Origin of the sequence: Acinetobacter kanungonis, assembly GCF_009939195.1 — a bacterium.
GTDB classification, from domain to species: Bacteria; Pseudomonadota; Gammaproteobacteria; order Pseudomonadales; family Moraxellaceae; genus Acinetobacter; species Acinetobacter kanungonis.
In genome coordinates this window covers 117,702-135,085 of the sequence record NZ_JAACKC010000005.1, presented here as the reverse complement: position 1 = coordinate 135,085, position 17,384 = coordinate 117,702, and the positions used below count along the sequence as shown (strand labels likewise).

The window sequence follows — 17,384 nt, the reverse complement described above, 5'->3', positions numbered from 1 at the left end:
ATTACTCTAGTACTGAAGTAAGCAAGCGCTAAAAAAGTGCAGTAACGCTGTATGACAAAAACAATTGCTTCATTTTAAATGAATTGATTGGTGTAAACAGGAGCAAAATAATGCAACAAGGTGAGCCTTAAGTCTGCAATTTTAAAATCCAGTATGGCATCAATATTGCTTTAATCATAAAACATAGCAGTGGTATTACCAGTAATACCTCAAACATGATAAGTAATTTTACAAGCGCAATATCAGCATGCAAGTCGTGTATCGAGATTCGTTTCTAAAACATTGAGCCATATATGACACAGCCTAGCCATAACCAAATGTTATCCTTTTTAAGACTTTCCAATGAAGTCGCCAAAAGAGCGAAGTCCTTAGGACATCATCCTTTCGGTGCTGTACTGGTTGCACCAGATCACGAAACTGTTTTACTGACCCAATGTAATATTGATACGGTCAATCATGCCGAATCGACTTTGGCACGTATTGCAGCAAGCAATTACACGCCTGAATATCTTGCGGACTGTACGTTATATACTGCGGTAGAACCGTGTTGTATGTGCTCAGGAACCATTTATTGGGCAAACATTGGTCGAGTGGTTTATGCCATGACTGAAGAAAGATTATTGGCGTGTACTGGCAATCATGGTGAGAACCCGACCATGAGTGTCTCCGCAGAATATGTATTTTCCCATGGGCAGAAAAAAATTGAATTAATCGGTCCAGTGGTAGAATTGGAAGCAGAAACCGTAAAACTCCAACAAGATTTTTGGCACTCTAGATAATGAGTGCTTCGCTTATATTTTCAATTTTTATATTGAAGAATATTTATATTTTAAATAAAAAAATATCCATTTAACCCATCCAAGTAATAATAAGTTTAGAACCCTTGATAATAATTCCATAAATATAAATTTAATTTTAAACTTTTCCACTCTCATAAAAAATCTGAGCAAAATGTATTAAAAATTCCTCTTTATATCTTGACTCTAAACAAGGCATAGTCATTTTTTACGCACCAGATTTAAGCAAATCATCACTTTAAAATGCAGTATATCTACAATTCTTTCATATATTTATAGTTTAACTAAAGGTCAATTTTATAAAAATTAGCAGCACAAGCTACTATCAATCTAATAGTTTATCCAAACACATACATCTGACGCCATAAATCTAAGAATCACATTAATTCATGATTAGGCTTTAAAAATAATGATTTATATTGAACAAAAAAAATAATGAACAGCATGTTCTAAAAATTATTTAGAAAAATAAGCTTATTGTCATTTTTTTAGAAAAACATGGAATAGATGTTGCTAATTAACCTATGAAGAATAATGAGACCGCATTTTGAAGTGTACACATTTCAATGCCTAATCATTGAATACCTAAATTGATTTCATGGAGTGCCATATGGCAAAGCAACATAAAATGGGCAAAAAAACTGTTCTTTCTTTAATTTCATCGGCGCTAATTGGCTTGGTGCTTAGCAGCCAAAGCTTTGCCGCAGATAAAGCAGCTTTTGTTTACATTGGTCCGACCAGCGACCATGGTTGGACTTATTCGCATGATCAAGGTCGTATGAAAGCTGAAAAGGCTTTGGGCGGTAAATTCTCGACTTCGTATATTGAAAATGTCCCTGAAACTGCCGATGCTGAACGCGTCATTCGCAATTTGGCTCAGCAGGGTAATAAAGTCATTTTTGCGACCTCTTTTGGTTATATGAACCAAATGGAAAAAGTCGCTAAGCAGTTCCCCAATACTGTGTTTATGCACTCTACAGGCTATAAACAAGGTAAAAACCTTGGTGTATATGATGTGCGGACCTATGAAGGTGCCTATATGTTGGGTGTAGTTGCTGGTCAGACCACCAAAACCAATACCTTGGGTGTGGTCGCTTCTTTCCCGATTCCTGAAGTGGTACGTAACATTAATGCCTATACGCTGGGTGCACAAAGTGTAAATCCTAAAGTCAAAACCAAAGTGATTTGGGTGAACTCTTGGTTTAACCCAGGCAAAGAACGTGATGCTGCTTTAGCTTTAATTTCACAAAAAGCCGATGTGCTCATGCAAAACACAGATTCCCCAGCAGTGGTTCAAGCTGCACAACAAAAGGGCGTATATGCCTTTGGTTGGGATTCGGATATGACCAAATTTGGTCCTAAAGCGCACTTAGCAGCTTCAGTTTTACACTGGGAAAAAATCTATACGCCTGTGATGCAAAGCGTAGCCAATAAAACGTGGAAACCCTCAGCAATTTGGTACGGCGTACGTCAAGATGCTGTAAAAATTGAAAACTTTGGTCCTGCTGTACCAGCAAAAGTGAAACAGTCTGCCTTAAATGTCCAAAGTGCAATTCACAAGGGCACATTACATCCGTTCCAAGGTCCAATCTATAAACAAGATGGCAGTTTAGCGATTGCGAAAGGCAGCCAAATGAATGACCAAGCCCTTGCAAAAATGAACTTCTATGTAAAAGGGGTTGAAGGTTCATTACCTAAATAAACCGCAATTGGAATTACGTTAATTAAAAGCTGAAGCAAAAGTTAGAGTGTTTAAACGGTTCAGTGCATGAAGAACTCATGTACTGAGCCGTATACAAGTGGAGGGCATAGATGAATAGCCTGCCGAATATGTCGAGCGACATACCCAAAATATCAACGCAGGAACAGAAAAGCTTGCGTCTTGAATTAGTCAATATCAGCAAAAGCTACAATTCACTAAAAGCCAATGATGCCATCCATTTAAAAGTGCAGGCAGGGCAAATTCACGCCATTTTAGGGGAAAATGGTGCTGGAAAAAGCACATTAATGAAAATTATTTATGGTGCGACCAAAGCGGATACTGGGCAAATTGTCTGGAATGGCAAAGAAGTATTAATTGATAGCCCATCCGCAGCACGAAAGCTCGGCATCGGCATGGTGTATCAACACTTTTCGCTGTTTGAAACCATGACTGTTGCTGAAAATATTCTGCTGGGTCTGGACGAAAAAATAGATTTAAAAACCCTAAATGCCAAAATTGTCGCTGTTTCTGAGCAATATGGCTTACCTGTAGATCCACGCCGTGAAGTTTATTCACTTTCTGTAGGTGAACGGCAGCGGGTCGAAATTATTCGATGCTTATTACAAAATCCGTCATTGCTGATTTTAGATGAACCTACTTCTGTATTAACACCGCAGGCAGTTAAACAGTTATTTAAAACCTTGCGACTACTGGCATCACAAGGTGTTTCTATTCTTTATATCAGCCATAAATTGCATGAAATTAAAGAGCTGTGTGACGAAGCAACAATTTTACGTAATGGTAAAGTCACAGGGCAGGTATTACCTGCCGAAAAAAGTACGGCGGAATTGGCTAAATTAATGATTGGAAGGGAACTACCAAGTTATGAGCATCCCGAATATTTAGGCAGTACCGAAACGCTATTTCAAGTGAAGCAGTTAAATTATGTCACCGATGATCCTTTTGGCATTTCACTTTCCGAGATCAATTTATCGCTGAAAGCAGGTGAAATTCTTGGGATCGCGGGAATTTCAGGTAATGGTCAAGCAGAACTCTTGTCGCTACTTTCAGGTGAAGAAACCTGCAAAAAAAACCAGATTTTCATTTTAAATCAGGATATTTCTGAATTATCTGCAGGTAAACGACGTGACCTTGGTTTGGGTTTTGTCCCCGAAGAACGATTAGGTCGCGGTGCAGTGCCTAAGATGCCTCTGACACAAAACATGTTGTTGACCGCGTTCCGCCAAGGCTTAAACAAATGTGGATTTATTCAATTTAATAAAGTCATCCAGCTAACCCAGCAATGCATTGAAAAATTCGGGGTCAAGGCATCAGGTCCTCAAGCCGAAGCCCGTAGTTTATCTGGTGGCAATTTACAGAAATTTATTGTTGGGCGTGAAATTCTACAACAACCCAAAGTCCTGATTATTGCTCAACCCACATGGGGCGTTGATGTGGGTGCTTCAATGTTCATTCGACAAACTCTGATTGATTTATCCCGCCAAGGCGTTGCAATTTTGGTGATTTCGGAAGAACTCGAAGAGTTATTTGAAATTAGTGATCAAATTTGTGTTCTGGCTGCTGGAAAATTATCAGCACCCGTTGCAACGCAACAGACCAACGCCGAACAGATCGGGTTACTGATGTCTGGCATTCAAGTGCCACCGACTTCAGCACAAGCAACACATACTGCACACAATGCACAAGTCCAGTAAAGACGCGAATAAGGTAGAGAAATGTATTTATTAGAACCTAGAGAAAAGCCTTCTCAATTAATGAAGTGGTTATCACCCATTCTCGCACTATTGGCAATGCTTGTGGTTGGTAGTCTATTGTTTTTAATGCTAGGCGTGAATCCAGCCAAAGCGTTATATATCTTCTTTATTGAGCCATTAACCTCACTCTATAACTTAAGTGAATTACTGATTAAAGCCAGTCCATTGATCCTGATTGCCTTGGGTCTGGCAGTCGGCTTTCGCGCACAGTTATTCAACATTGGTGCAGAAGGTCAGTTGACCATGGGGGCGATCTTAGGCGGTGGTATTGCGATCTTGTTCCATGAACAAATGGGCTGGTGGATTCTACCGCTGATGATTGTGATGGGAGCAATTGGAGGCGCAATCTGGGGGCTAATTCCAGCCTTGCTGAAAACGCATTTCAATGCACAAGAAACGCTCACCACACTCATGATGAACTATGTTGCCTTTTTCTTACTGATGTATTTGGTGAATGGTCCATGGCGTGACCCTGATGGCATGAACTTCCCGCAATCTGTGATGTTTAGCGAAAGTGCGACTTTACCTTTGATTATTGAGGGGACTCGCGTCAATGCCTCTATTTTTATTAGCTTGGTTGCAGTGGGGCTGTTCTGGATTTTCATTCGTAAAACTATGTTGGCATATACACTTGAAGTGAGTGGACAAGCACCTCAAGCGGCTAAATACGCAGGATTTTCTGCCAGCAAAGCCATTTGGTTAAGCTTGGGTTTATCTGGGTTAATGGCTGGCATCGCGGGTATTTGTGAAGTCGCAGGACCCATTGGTCAATTGAACCCCAATATTTCGCCCGGTTACGGTTATGCGGCAATTATTGTGGCGTATTTAGGTCGCTTAAATCCCATTGGCATTGTCCTTTCAGGATTTCTGATGGCTCTCATTTACTTGGGGGGCGAACTCGCTCAAATGGAATTACAACTTCCTGTAGCCATTACAGGCGTATTTCAGGGTTTACTTTTATTCTTTTTATTGGCATCCGATGCGTTAATTGAAAACCGTTACCGCTTTTCTAAAAAGAAAAACAAAGCAACTGCCGTAACAACTCAAGTGGCTTCATCATAAGGAACATCATATGAGTATTGAATTAACTGCAATTCTGGCAGGCACAGTCGCTGCTGCAACTCCAATTATTTTTGCAGGTTTAGGGGAACTGGTTGCCGAACGTACAGGGGTGATTAATCTAGGTGTAGAAGGCATGATGCTGGTTGGGGCAATTGCAGGATTTGCTTTTGCAAGTCAGTACGATGCCAGCGTGGCAAGTGCGCTCCTGATTGGTGGTTTAGCGGGTGTATTTATGGCGCTGATTTTTGCCTTTTTTACCTTGTCGATGAGCACCAATCAGTCGGCTTGTGGGCTTGCACTGACCATCTTTGGTATTGGGATTTCTGCATTTATTGGTCAAAGTTATGTCAGTACAACTTTACCGGGTCTGACTAATTTAAATATTCCTGGGCTTTCAGAAATTCCTGTACTGGGTCCTGTGTTGTTCCAGCAAAATTATGTGGTTTATCTTTCAATCTTTGCCTTCATTACGGTCTGGTGGGTGTTAAGCAAAACCCGTTTGGGTCTGTTACTCAAAGCAGTCGGTGAATCACCAGAAAGTGCACATGCTATGGGCTATAACGTGCTGGCAATTCGTTATGGTGCTGTGTTATTTGGCGGCTTGATGGCAGGTATCGGTGGTGCATTTTTATCTACAGTTTACACCCCCATGTGGATTGAAAACATGGTGGCAGGGCGTGGCTGGATTGCAATTGCTTTAGTCGTTTTCGCTGCTTGGAAACCAACACGCCTGATGCTTGGAGCGTATCTGTTTGGTGGCGTGACCATTTTGCAGTTCCATGCTCAGGCTTTAGGTATCGAAATTCCGAATGAGTTTTTATCGGCACTGCCTTATCTCGCGACCATTGTTGTGCTGGTGCTTATTTCACGTGACAAGAAATTATTGAAACTGAATTTACCTGCATCATTGGGCAAAACTTTTAGTCCTTAAGCACTTCGACATGAGAAAAAGTATGAAAATTATCGCCGCAGATTATGTGATGACCATGAATTCAGCCTTGGAGTGTATCAAAGATGGCGCGATTTTAATTGATGGAGCCTATATCCAGCAGGTGGGGACTTTGCAGGAGATCCAGCAACAATATCCGCATGTTGAAGTGACACAATACACAAAGAGTTTACTGATGCCCGGACTGATCAATACACATTGTCATTCAGGCTTATTAAGAGGAACGGCTGAAGGTTTACCAGTTTGGGATTGGCTACAGCAGTTTATCGACCCCATGCACCGCGTACTCACTCCGCATGATGCCAAAATTGCCTCATACTTGTGCTATGCCGAGGCATTACTTTCAGGCACAACCACTGTCGTGGATATGTGGCGTTATATGGATGGTAGTGCTGAAGCTGCAGAAGAACTGGGTATTCGAGCCGTATTGGTGCCGTATGTCGCTGAACATCCTGATCATCACTATTTTGAAACGCTAAATAGTAATGAAAAACTGCTACAAAAATGGCATCAAGCCGCACAAGGGCGTATTCAGGTTTGGGTCGGACTAGAACATCTCTTTTATGCGGAAGAAAAAGCCCTCGCGCGTATTCAAAAACTCTGTAATGAGTATCAGACGGGTTTTCATACCCACAGTAATGAAAGTCAGTTTGATGTAGAGGAAAATATTCGCCGTTATGGCATGCGACCCATTCAGACTCTGGAACATCTTGGGATGTTTGATGTTCCCAAAGCTTTATTAGCACATTGTGTTTGGAGCAACGCTGCCGAAATAGAGATTTTAAAGCATTACAATGTTGGGGTCGCCCATAACCCGATTTCCAATATGAAACTGGCGTCAGGTGCTGCACCCATTATGCAAATGCTGCAACGGGGTATTGCGGTGGGTTTGGGGACAGATGGGGAAAAAGAAAACAATAATCTGGATATGTTTGAAGAAATGAAAACCGCCTCTTTATTGGCGAAGTTTTCTGGACTGGATGCCGCTGCACTTGATGCTTGGTCGGTCTGTCAAATGGCGACCAGTATGGGAGCCAAAGCACTCGGTATGCAACATCAAATTGGTTCACTCGAAGCTGGTAAGCTGGCGGATCTTATTGCTGTCGATATTGCAACACCGCGAATGACCCCGTTGATTGATCAAGGGCGTTTATTTAATGTGCACAGCAATTTAGTCCATGCCGTACAAGGGCAAGATGTGCATATGACCATGGTCAACGGGCAAACAGTGGTTGAAAATCGAAAACTGCTGAATGCCGATCTGCAAGCCTTAATCGAACAGGTCAATCTAGCAGCACCGCAATTATTTAAACGTAGAGATGAATGGATGGCTGAACAAGGTGGTGTGACCATCAATGAGTTACAGCGTTAATTTTGTTCAAGTTCAAAGGTTTTAGTCTTAAAGCCCATCCTATTGAAATGTTGGGCTTTAATCTTTAGAAAGCTAATCGTCTAAAGCTGTGCCTAAAAACTTGAATCACATGATGATTGTATATTTAAAAACGATTAAGCCTCCCAAATTGAGAGGCTTAATCAAAACTTAAGTTAGTTGATTTAGCATGTTAAGAAAGGAGTTTTAACAGGGCTTCTGCAACAGGCGCTGAACTTGCAGGATTTTGACCTGTAACCAACTTACCGTCAGTGACGACATTCGGCATCCAATTTTGTGCTTTCTGGTAGTTCGCACCTAGGCGAATAAACTCATCTTCAATCAAGAAAGGCACCACATCTGTGAGTTGCACATCGGCTTCTTCGCCATTGGTAAAGCCTGTGACATTTCGCCCTTTAATCAAAGCATCGCCAGTCGCTGCTTTCACATGACGCAAAACCCCGGGAGCATGACAAACAAAACCTGTCGGTTTATTCGCAGCAGTAAATGCTTCAATCAATTGAATAGAGTCTGCCAAGTTGGTCAAATCCCACAATGGACCATGACCACCTGGATAAAACACCGCATCAAAATCTTCTGCTTTCACAGTGTCCAATTTCACAGTATTGGCCAGTGCGTTTTGTGCTTCAACATCTTGGTTAAATCTATGTGTTAATTCAGTTTGAAAATCTTCAAGTGCACTTTTAGGATCAATTGGAGGTTGTCCACCTTGTGGCGATGCCAAAACAATCTCTGCACCTGCATCTTTAAAAGTATAGTAAGGTGCGGCAAACTCTTCTAACCAAAAGCCCGTTTTATGTCCTGTATTACCCAGTTCACTATGTGAAGTTAATACCATTAAAATCTTCATCAGTTACTCCTTGTCCCGTTCATCGGGTGGTATATCGTGGATCTGTTTTAATTGTGAAAAAGTGCAGTTAAAGTAGCTTGCTTTTGTTCATATGGAGCGCGTAAACGCAGGTTTGAAGCACCATCCATACTTTGTAACACAACCGCTTTGGCATGGGTAAAACGTCTAAATCCATGAATGCCGTGATATGCGCCCATACCTGAAGCGCCAACACCGCCAAAGGGTAATGTATCAATGGAGGCATGGGTCATAACATCATTGATCACGAGCGCACCCGATGTTGTATGCGTAGCAAAATGTTGCTGTTTTGCTTGATCTTGACCAAAATAATAGGCTGCTAAAGGTCGCGGATGAGCATTGATATAGTCAATTGTCTCTTCAAATTTTTGATAGGTTTTGACAGGCAATAGTGGACCAAATATTTCTTCCTGCATGATCAGCATCTCATCCGTCACATTCAGTATCAGATGTGGGGCAATTTTTCGGGTATTCGCATCAAAATCAGGTTCATCGGCAGGTGCTAAACTGATGATTTCAGCACCTTTACTTCGCGCATCTGATAATAAGGCTAGCAGTCGCTCATAGTGTCTTGAGCTAATAATCGAAGTATAGTCATCATTGTGTTGCACTTTCGGAAAGCTTTCGCTGATGAACTGTTGGGCAGCAGTAATAAAGCCATCTACTTGAGCATCTGGTATAAGCACATAATCGGGTGAAACACAGATTTGTCCTGCATTAAAGGTTTTCACTGTCATAATACGTTGTGCAGCTTGTTGAATATCTGCATCTGCCGCGATAACCACAGGCGATTTGCCACCTAACTCTAATGTGACAGGCACTAAGTTTTCTGCTGCAGCACGCATAATATGTTTACCCACTGTACTGCTCCCTGTGAACACCAAGTGATCGAAAGGTAAAGCACTGAATGCTTGACCAACCTCGGCATCTCCCAGAACCACCACCAATTCATGTGGTTCAAAATAACGCGCCACCAATTCTGCGAGCAGTTCAGAAGTATGTGGTGTCAACTCCGAGGGTTTCAGCATCGCGGTATTCCCCGCAGCGAATATGCCAGCCAGCGGCCCAAAGGCAAGGTTGAGTGGAAAATTCCATGGACTGATAATGCCAACGACGCCTAGAGGTTGCTGTTGAATCCAAGTTTGCATCCCCTCAGCAGGGGCATCTACAACTTCAGCTTGCATCCATTGTTCAACATGTTCTGCGGCAAATTTTAAAGCACCGATACTGCTCATCACATCTGCAAGCAGGGTTTGATAAGCACTCCGATGACCAAAATCTGCAGCAATTGCAGCGGTCAGTGCAATACGATTTTCACTCAGCAATTGAACCGCACGCAGTAAACGATCACGTCGCAAAGCCGCACTGGCTGGTCCATGTTTTAAGTGAGCACGTTTTAAGCTATTTAGTATGCTATATAATTCAGTTTTAGATTGTTGCAAATTCATTGTCATGTCCTTCAAACCTTAGATGGGGTAGTTAGTGCGGTTTAGATCACCAATAATTGGACGTCGATATTGCCGCGCGTAGCGTTTGAGTAAGGACAGACTTGATGTGCCGCAGCCACAAGCGCTTCAGCATCGGCTTTATCGACATTGGGCATTTCAATTTTTAATGTGATTGCCAACCCAAATCCTTGATTTTCTAAAGGACCAATCGCAACTTCTGCGGTGACTTTGGTGTCCTCAGGGACTTTGACAAATTGTGATTTTTGGCTTGCTACAACGGCTTTCATGGCACTTAAAAAGCATGCCGCATAACCTGTGGCAAACAGTTGTTCTGGATTATTGCCGAAATCACGGCCACCCAATGCTTTGGGTGTACCTAACCAGACATGCAGTGAACCATCTTCTGTACGTGCATAACCATCACGGCCACCTGTGGCAGTCGCAGAAGTACGATAAAGCTCTTTCGTCAACATAATAAATTCTCTCATTTTTGGCTGTAATTGATGTTGAGATAAGCTTACGACTTCTTGTTGTGTGAGTAATAATAATGCTATTTTGGTAGGGGTATAAATAAATTTATGGCTACGTATGTCTTTGGTTAGATTGAGAACTTTTATAGAAGTTTATCGGCAACGTTCCATTAGCAGTGCAGCACGTCAGTTAAACCTCACGCAGCCAGCAGTATCACAACATATTGCAGGGCTTGAAGTCGCAATCGGGCGTCCTCTCTTTGAGCGTCAAGTCAGTGGCGTTATCCCTACATCGGCAGCGGAAGAACTCGCAGCAGATATTGGAGATAAATTAGATGCAGCAGAGGCGGCATTGGCTTCTGCACGTGCACGTTCACGCGATGTTGCAGGGGCGCTGCAACTGATTGGTCATGCTGATTTTATGGCTGAAAAACTGGCGCCAGAGTTAGCGCCTTTATTGGAAGCGGGAATTCGAGTCCGAATGCATACGGGCGATGGACCCATGGTGACGCAGATGTTACTAGAAGGTCATTGTGATTTGGGAATCTCTGCCCATCCCGTTACTGATGATCGCCTAAAAAGCGAAACCATTTTAACGGACAAGGTGATTGCCGTCGCAGCCCCTAGCGTAGTTCAACGCATACAACACGCTGAGAATTTTGCGCAAGCGTTACTGCAAGAGCCATTGCTGGCATACAATCTCGAGTTATCACTGGTAGAACCTTGGCTACAACATAATCGGATTGCACTCGCAGAGTTGATGCCTGCCATGGTCGGACAGGATTTACGTGCGCATCGCAGTTTATTGGTAAAGGGAACTGGCTGGTCGGTGATGCCACAATTTCTATGCCAGCAGCAGTTGGACAATGGTGAATTGCAGATCATTCCTCCACCACGTGCGCATACTGAAATTCACTACTATCTGATCTGGATGCCAAGTGCATTACGTCAACCTCGGGTTGCACATGCGCGGCAAACATTGTTATGGCGTTTGCAGCATTCAGATCAGTCGACATAAAAACTTATTGTTCAGTTCGATATAGCTGGAATTCAAAAGATAATGAAGGAATTGACCATGTTTGTAGACTTAAATAGTGATTTGGGGGAAAGTTATGGCTCATGGAAGATGGGCAATGATGACCAAATCTTGCCGCTCGTGACCAGTGCCAATATTGCTTGTGGATTTCATGCAGGCGACCCGCTCGGAATTTTAAACACCGTGCGTAAAGCTGTTGAATTGGGAGTAATAATTGGTGCGCATGTTTCTTATCCAGACTTGGTGGGTTTTGGTCGCCGTAATATGCAACTGTCCCGTGATGAACTGATTGCCGATGTGCTCTACCAAATTTCAGCGCTGGATGGTCTGGCAAAAGTTGCAGGCTCTAAAGTGCACTATGTAAAACCCCATGGCGCACTCTATAACACCATCGCACAAGACGCAGTTCAGGCTGCCGCCGTGATTGATGCCATTAAAATGTACAATCCTGAATTGGTTTTAGTGGCGCTGGCGGGTTCCAACTTGGTAAATCAAGCACGTGAAGCAGGCTTAACTGTGGTGTCCGAAGCCTTTGCTGACCGTGCGTATAACAGTGATGGTTCCTTGGTATCGCGTCGTTTAGACGGTGCTGTGTTACATGATGCTGCAATGGTTGCTTGCCGTGTCGTCTCGATGTTAAAAAATGGTGGCGTAGACTCGATTGATGGTGTCTTTACCCCAATTCAAGCTGACACGATTTGTTTACATGGCGATACTGCTGAAGCGCTGGAAATGGCAATGGCGATTAAAACTGAACTGCAAAAGCATGACATCCAAGTTGGCTCATTTATACAAAAAACGACAGCAGCACATTAACTGAAGAAAGTGACTCAAAGGGCTATACCCATTTCAGACAATTCTCATTACGTGTAGATGGGCGAATTGCGACCCAAGTAGAATTTGAAAGGATACACAAATGCGGTTTTTATCGGTAAACGCAGATTGTTTTTTAATCGAGCTTGCCAGTCTCGAAGAAACTATGGCGTTGTACAATCAATTGCAGAGCAAGCAATTCCAAGGCATTAAAGACTTAATTCCTGCGGCGAAAACCATTTTAGTGTTTTTTAATGAACTGGAGACCAATTTCATAACGCTGATGGCTGGCATTCAGTCATTAACCGTCGATTCTAACTATGAGCTGCATAGCCAAGAGTTCATTATCCCGATTCGGTACACAGGCGAAGATCTTGCTCAAGTAGCTGAGTTACAGGGACTTTCAGTTGCTGAAGTCATTCAAAAACACCAGCAAAGTGTCTGGAATGTTGCCTTTATTGGGTTTGCCCCAGGCTTTGCCTATTTGACCAGTCCTGATCGACCCTTTAGTGATATACCTCGCTTATCGGTTCCGCGTAAAAAAATTCCTGCAGGCGCTTTAGGCTTGGCAGGGCAATACTCAGGTATTTATCCGAAAGACAGCCCCGGAGGCTGGCAACTAATTGGAACGACTTCGGAAAAAATGTGGGATTTGCAACGTCAAAATCCTGCGCTGCTGTTGCCGGGCATGACCGTACATTTTGAAGATGTCACGCATCAGCCAACCACCGTCAGTGTGCCTGAAAAAATTGTGCCAACAATCAAGCCCAAATCTGTTGATGCATTATTCACGGTGACTGCACCTAGCTTACAGATGCTAATCCAAGATGAAGGACGCCTCAACCAAAGCAAGATTGGTGTCGGCAGAGCAGGTGCAATGGATTTATCCTCCATGCATAGTGCCAACCGGATTGTGGGAAATCCGAGTCAAACTGCTGTCATTGAAGTTTTAAACGGTGGCTTAAAAGCCAAAGTGCATCGTGCAACGGTGATTGCCGTTACAGGGGCAATCTCAACCATCCTGATTAAATTTTCGGATGGGCAAACTGCAAACTTTCAAAGTTCTCAAGCCATCGCACTAGATGAAGGCGATGAATTTTTCATTCAAACACCGACCTCTGGATTGCGTAACTACCTTGCTGTTCGTGGCGGACTGGATCTAGAACCTGTACTTCAAAGTGTCTCTTTTGACAGCTTGGCGGTATTGGGACCTGAACCCTTAAAAGTCGGCGATACCCTTTATCAAGGTCAGGTCAAAACAACACACATTAGCGTAACTGAAGTGGCCAAGCTGAATTTGCCTAAAGTTGAGGATGTGGTTGAGCTGGACATTGTGATGGGACCGCGTACCGACTGGTTTGATCTGGACAGTATTGAACGTTTATGCCAGCAAACATGGTTGGTCACCCAAGAAAGCAATCGGGTCGGGCTGCGACTTTTGGGAGAACACCCCTTGGTGCGCAAAATTACCCGTGAACTCGAAAGTGAAGGAACCTGTATAGGTGCCTTACAAATTCCACCGAATGGGCAACCCGTTTTGTTTATGAATGATCACCCGCTTACTGGGGGATATCCCGTTATTGCCAGTGTGGCGAAACACCATTGGGACTTGGTGGCGCAGATTCCCGCAGGTTGCCAAATCAAATTTAGAAAAATTGCCGAATTTACAAATTTAGAGAACAAAGCATGAAGACTGAAAAACTTTTGATTGCCAATCGTGGTGAAATTGCTGTTCGTATTATTCATGCCTGCCGTGATCTGGGTATTACTTCAGTTGCAGTTTATGCAGATGATGATATTGGCAGTATGCATGTGGAACTGGCAGATGAGGCATGGGGTTTAGAAGGAGCCACTGCCACTGAAACTTATTTAAATATTCCTAAAATTTTGGAGATTGCTCAAAAATCCGCAGCAACCATGATTCACCCTGGTTATGGTTTTTTATCTGAACGTGCCGAATTTGCGCAAGCCGTGATTGATGCAGGCTTAAAGTGGGTAGGGCCATCGCCAAGCGCCATTGAAAAATTGGGTGATAAAATTGAAGCACGTAAGATAGCCGCTTCAGTGGGTGCACCTTTAGTGCAAGGTACACAAGACCCTCTAAATAATGCTGATGAAGCACTCGAGTTTGCAAAGCAGTTTGGTTTACCGATTGCCATTAAAGCTGCTTTTGGCGGTGGTGGTCGCGGCTTAAAAGTTGTTTGGAAACTTGACGAAGTAAAAGAGCTTTATGATTCCGCCGTTCGGGAAGCACAAGCAGCCTTTGGACGCGGTGAGTGTTTTGTTGAACAATATTTAGATCAACCCCGTCATGTAGAAGCACAAGTGATTGCCGATCAGCATGGCAACATTGTGGTACTGGGTACACGTGATTGCTCTTTACAACGCCGTAACCAAAAACTGGTTGAAGAGGCACCTGCACCCTTTATCAGTGATGAGATTTATCAGCAAATTCTCAGTTCAGCAAAAAATATCTGTCAGGCAGCCAGCTATATTGGTGCGGGGACAGTGGAATATTTACTAAGCCGAGATGGAAAGCTTTCCTTTTTGGAAGTCAATACCCGCTTGCAAGTCGAGCATCCTGTGACCGAAGAAACAGCTAAGGTCGATTTGGTGGTTGAGCAAATTCGCGTAGCGCAAGGGTATCCGCTCTCGATTACAGAAACACCAAAAGCTCAAGGGCATGCCATTGAGTTCCGTATTAATGCCGAAGACCCAGCACGTGGCTTTATTCCCGCATTTGGGACACTCAGCTTATTTGATGCACCATCTGGACTTGGTGTACGTATAGATACAGGGGTTCGTACAGGATCCTTGGTTTCCAGTCATTTTGACTCACTCATGGCGAAATTGATTGTGACAGGTCCTACACGCGAAGTTGCTATTGCTCGTGCTAAACGGGCGCTTAAACAATTTAAAATCGAAGGCATCGCCTCTGTTTTGGACTTCCATCGTGCGGTATTAAACGAACCTGATTTTACCGATGATTTTAAGGTGCATACCCGCTGGATTGAAAATGACTTTAAGCAAAAGTTAAAGCCATCTCAACGCAGTATTCCCAAGCATCAACAGCCATTGCTCCTGAGCTATATTGAAATTGATGGCAAACTCCATCGTTTAGGTCTACCTGCAAACATGTTTGCACAAAGCCCAGTCAACACGATGCAAACGATGACAACTACTGAACAACACGTACAACCTGAACATTTGCTTGCACCCATTAATGGAATAATTAGCGCATGGAAGGTCAAAAGTGGTGATCAAGTCGAGCAAGGACAAGTGGTCGCCATTATGGAAGCCATGAAAATGGAAGTTCCTGTGCAAGCGCATCAAACTGGAGTATTAGAAATATTGATACAACAGGGCATGAGTTGCCATGCGGAAGATATCATTGCGTCGATTCAGTAATTCTAGAGAGTAAAGCTCAAACCTTTTTCAAGACCTGATTCTGTATAAATTTGAATCAGGTCTTTTTGATATATCCAAATTTTCCAGCTCTAGAATTTGAAATTCGACCATCACATATAAGAGATCTATCGAGCGAATTCGGCTTAAGCGCTTCTGGTTATCAGCAATTTTAAGATATTGAAATCAGCTCAAAATCAATGCCCGCATAGTGCTCTAAACGCTCAATAAGGCGTTGGTCAAACATGGTTGCAGGCGTCCAAAATCCACCACTACGCCCAGTTTTTTGCCCATGCCGATGATGATCGAGCACCAAACTCAGTGCTGCCTGACCAAGCATTTTTCCAGTTGAACCATAGCCCGGATCACGATCTCCAGTCACTTTAATTTGCATGACTTTTCCATCCTTCGATTTACCCATAAAGCGGATATCAAAAAATCCTGAAAGTTGTTGTTCTGGTGTTGGACCTTCACCTGGTTTTGGAAGCATGTAGCGCTCCATAACTTTGCTAATCGGTTTGCTCACTGCACCTAGCATGAAAGCACCTAATCCCGCCACCAAAGAATACGCTTTGGCGCGGCCACGGAAACCCAGACCCATCAGCATCGCTTCATTATAAGAAAACTGATCACCATAGGCTTGATTGGCAAGTGCATTAGAGCGATGTATAACCCGCTCATTAATTGCAGACATCACAAAGGGGGCAATCCAAGCGTTAAAATCTGTATCAAATTCAGCAGTCTTCACATAATGTTGTTTCTTTTGGAAACCATGATTTTCTGGGGCAAGCAAATACGGATTGACTAATTGTTTACGCAGTACAGGATCGGCTGCCGCTTCCTGAATAATATTGATCATGCTGGCAATCGTACCGCCCGAAGCACCACCTTTAAGTGCCTTGACGCGCATTTTGACTTGTGTCGCAGGTGCGTGCCAGTGTTTTTGAGCCTGTTGTTGCAAGAAATAGACCCCCATATCGGATGGTACAGAATCAAAACCGCAGCAATTTACAATGCGTGCACCTGTTTGCTCAGCATGACTCTGGTAACGATCCAGCATTTTTTTAATCCACTGTGTTTCACCAGTCAGGTCACAATAGTCTGTTCCCGTTTCAACACAGGCTTTAACCATGGCTTCACCATACAGTGCATAAGGACCAACGGTAGACACCACCACACGTGTCTGTTCACACAGTGCTTTAATGGCATGGGCATCATTTACATCAGCAATGATGGTGGTTAAATCTTTGGCTGCATTCCCCAATGTTTGTTTTAAAGCATCCAGTTTGCTTTGTGAACGACCTGCAATTGCCCAATGAATTTGTTCACCTGATGCACCTTGCTCGGCAAAATACTGCGTCAGATAAGTTGTTAAAATTTGTCCCACAAAGCTGGTGGCACCAAATACAACCAAATCAAACTGTGCTGTTTCGGTAGCGGTCATTGATATTCTCCTGATAAGTCTTGTTTATTTTGTATGGAGCCTAGGTTTGAAAGGGATACTATAAGATTAAAGTAAACTTGAATGTCAATATGATTTTCAATTCGTCTCAGTCAACTTCAGAAATAGCATAGGGCTAAGCATTCATTTGAATCTTCATCTATGCCATTCATTTTTAATTGATGATGAGTGGATGTCATTCATTCCTATCAGTTTTTAACTTAAAAA

The 17,384-nt window shown here is 43.1% G+C and carries 14 protein-coding genes; 10 read left to right on the top strand and 4 right to left on the bottom strand.

Annotation, left to right across the window (positions count from 1 at the left end):
- The first annotated feature begins 293 nt into the window (after window positions 1-293).
- The 6 genes from GWK51_RS11505 (at window position 294) to GWK51_RS11480 (ending at window position 7,657) form a co-directional block, all read left to right on the top strand.
- Complete coding sequence (locus tag GWK51_RS11505; RefSeq protein WP_161933809.1) at window positions 294-779, top strand: nucleoside deaminase; 486 nt, start codon at window positions 294-296, stop codon at window positions 777-779.
- A 628-nt stretch (window positions 780-1,407) separates the two neighbouring features.
- Window positions 1,408-2,499, top strand: a complete 1,092-nt coding sequence (locus GWK51_RS11500) for a BMP family ABC transporter substrate-binding protein (protein WP_161933808.1) — start codon at window positions 1,408-1,410, stop codon at window positions 2,497-2,499.
- 128 nt (window positions 2,500-2,627) lie between these two features.
- Complete coding sequence (locus GWK51_RS11495; RefSeq protein ID WP_235941138.1) at window positions 2,628-4,214, top strand: ABC transporter ATP-binding protein; 1,587 nt, start codon at window positions 2,628-2,630, stop codon at window positions 4,212-4,214.
- Between the two features lie 21 nt (window positions 4,215-4,235).
- On the top strand, window positions 4,236-5,336 hold the full coding sequence (locus GWK51_RS11490; RefSeq protein ID WP_161933806.1) for an ABC transporter permease: 1,101 nt from the start codon (window positions 4,236-4,238) through the stop codon (window positions 5,334-5,336).
- A gap of 10 nt (window positions 5,337-5,346) precedes the next feature.
- Window positions 5,347-6,267 (top strand): ABC transporter permease, encoded by a 921-nt coding sequence (locus GWK51_RS11485; protein ID WP_161933805.1) that lies wholly within the window; start codon window positions 5,347-5,349, stop codon window positions 6,265-6,267.
- 22 nt (window positions 6,268-6,289) lie between these two features.
- On the top strand, window positions 6,290-7,657 hold the full coding sequence (locus GWK51_RS11480) for an amidohydrolase family protein (protein WP_161933804.1): 1,368 nt from the start codon (window positions 6,290-6,292) through the stop codon (window positions 7,655-7,657).
- A 190-nt stretch (window positions 7,658-7,847) separates the two neighbouring features.
- On the opposite strand, the gene GWK51_RS11475 is transcribed toward GWK51_RS11480, so the two are convergent.
- Genes GWK51_RS11475 through GWK51_RS11465 form a run of 3 tightly spaced genes read right to left on the bottom strand, consistent with a single transcriptional unit; the run spans window position 7,848 to window position 10,467 of the window.
- A complete protein-coding gene (locus GWK51_RS11475; protein ID WP_161933803.1) occupies window positions 7,848-8,525 on the bottom strand; it encodes a type 1 glutamine amidotransferase domain-containing protein in 678 nt (225 codons plus the stop codon).
- Window positions 8,526-8,572: 47 nt separating this feature from the next.
- Window positions 8,573-9,991, bottom strand: a complete 1,419-nt coding sequence (locus GWK51_RS11470) for a coniferyl aldehyde dehydrogenase (RefSeq protein ID WP_161933802.1) — start codon at window positions 9,989-9,991, stop codon at window positions 8,573-8,575.
- 41 nt (window positions 9,992-10,032) lie between these two features.
- Window positions 10,033-10,467, bottom strand: coding sequence for an organic hydroperoxide resistance protein (locus tag GWK51_RS11465; protein ID WP_328703739.1), 435 nt, complete (start codon window positions 10,465-10,467; stop codon window positions 10,033-10,035).
- Window positions 10,468-10,579: 112 nt separating this feature from the next.
- Between GWK51_RS11465 and GWK51_RS11460 the strand changes: the two genes are divergently transcribed.
- From GWK51_RS11460 to GWK51_RS11445, 4 genes are all read left to right on the top strand, one after another.
- Entirely contained in the window at window positions 10,580-11,479 is a 900-nt protein-coding gene (locus GWK51_RS11460; RefSeq protein WP_161933800.1) for a LysR family transcriptional regulator, read from the top strand.
- A 57-nt stretch (window positions 11,480-11,536) separates the two neighbouring features.
- Window positions 11,537-12,313 (top strand): LamB/YcsF family protein, encoded by a 777-nt coding sequence (locus GWK51_RS11455; protein ID WP_161933799.1) that lies wholly within the window; start codon window positions 11,537-11,539, stop codon window positions 12,311-12,313.
- 100 nt (window positions 12,314-12,413) lie between these two features.
- The gene (locus GWK51_RS11450; protein WP_161933798.1) at window positions 12,414-14,000 is read left to right on the top strand and encodes a 5-oxoprolinase subunit B/C family protein; all 1,587 of its coding nucleotides are present in this window, start codon (window positions 12,414-12,416) and stop codon (window positions 13,998-14,000) included.
- Window positions 13,997-15,718, top strand: coding sequence for an acetyl/propionyl/methylcrotonyl-CoA carboxylase subunit alpha (locus GWK51_RS11445; RefSeq protein WP_161933797.1), 1,722 nt, complete (start codon window positions 13,997-13,999; stop codon window positions 15,716-15,718). The genes GWK51_RS11450 and GWK51_RS11445 overlap by 4 nt, the downstream gene beginning before the upstream one ends.
- A gap of 169 nt (window positions 15,719-15,887) precedes the next feature.
- On the opposite strand, the gene GWK51_RS11440 is transcribed toward GWK51_RS11445, so the two are convergent.
- Window positions 15,888-17,159, bottom strand: coding sequence for a saccharopine dehydrogenase family protein (locus tag GWK51_RS11440; RefSeq protein ID WP_161933796.1), 1,272 nt, complete (start codon window positions 17,157-17,159; stop codon window positions 15,888-15,890).
- Between the last annotated feature and the right edge of the window lie 225 nt (window positions 17,160-17,384).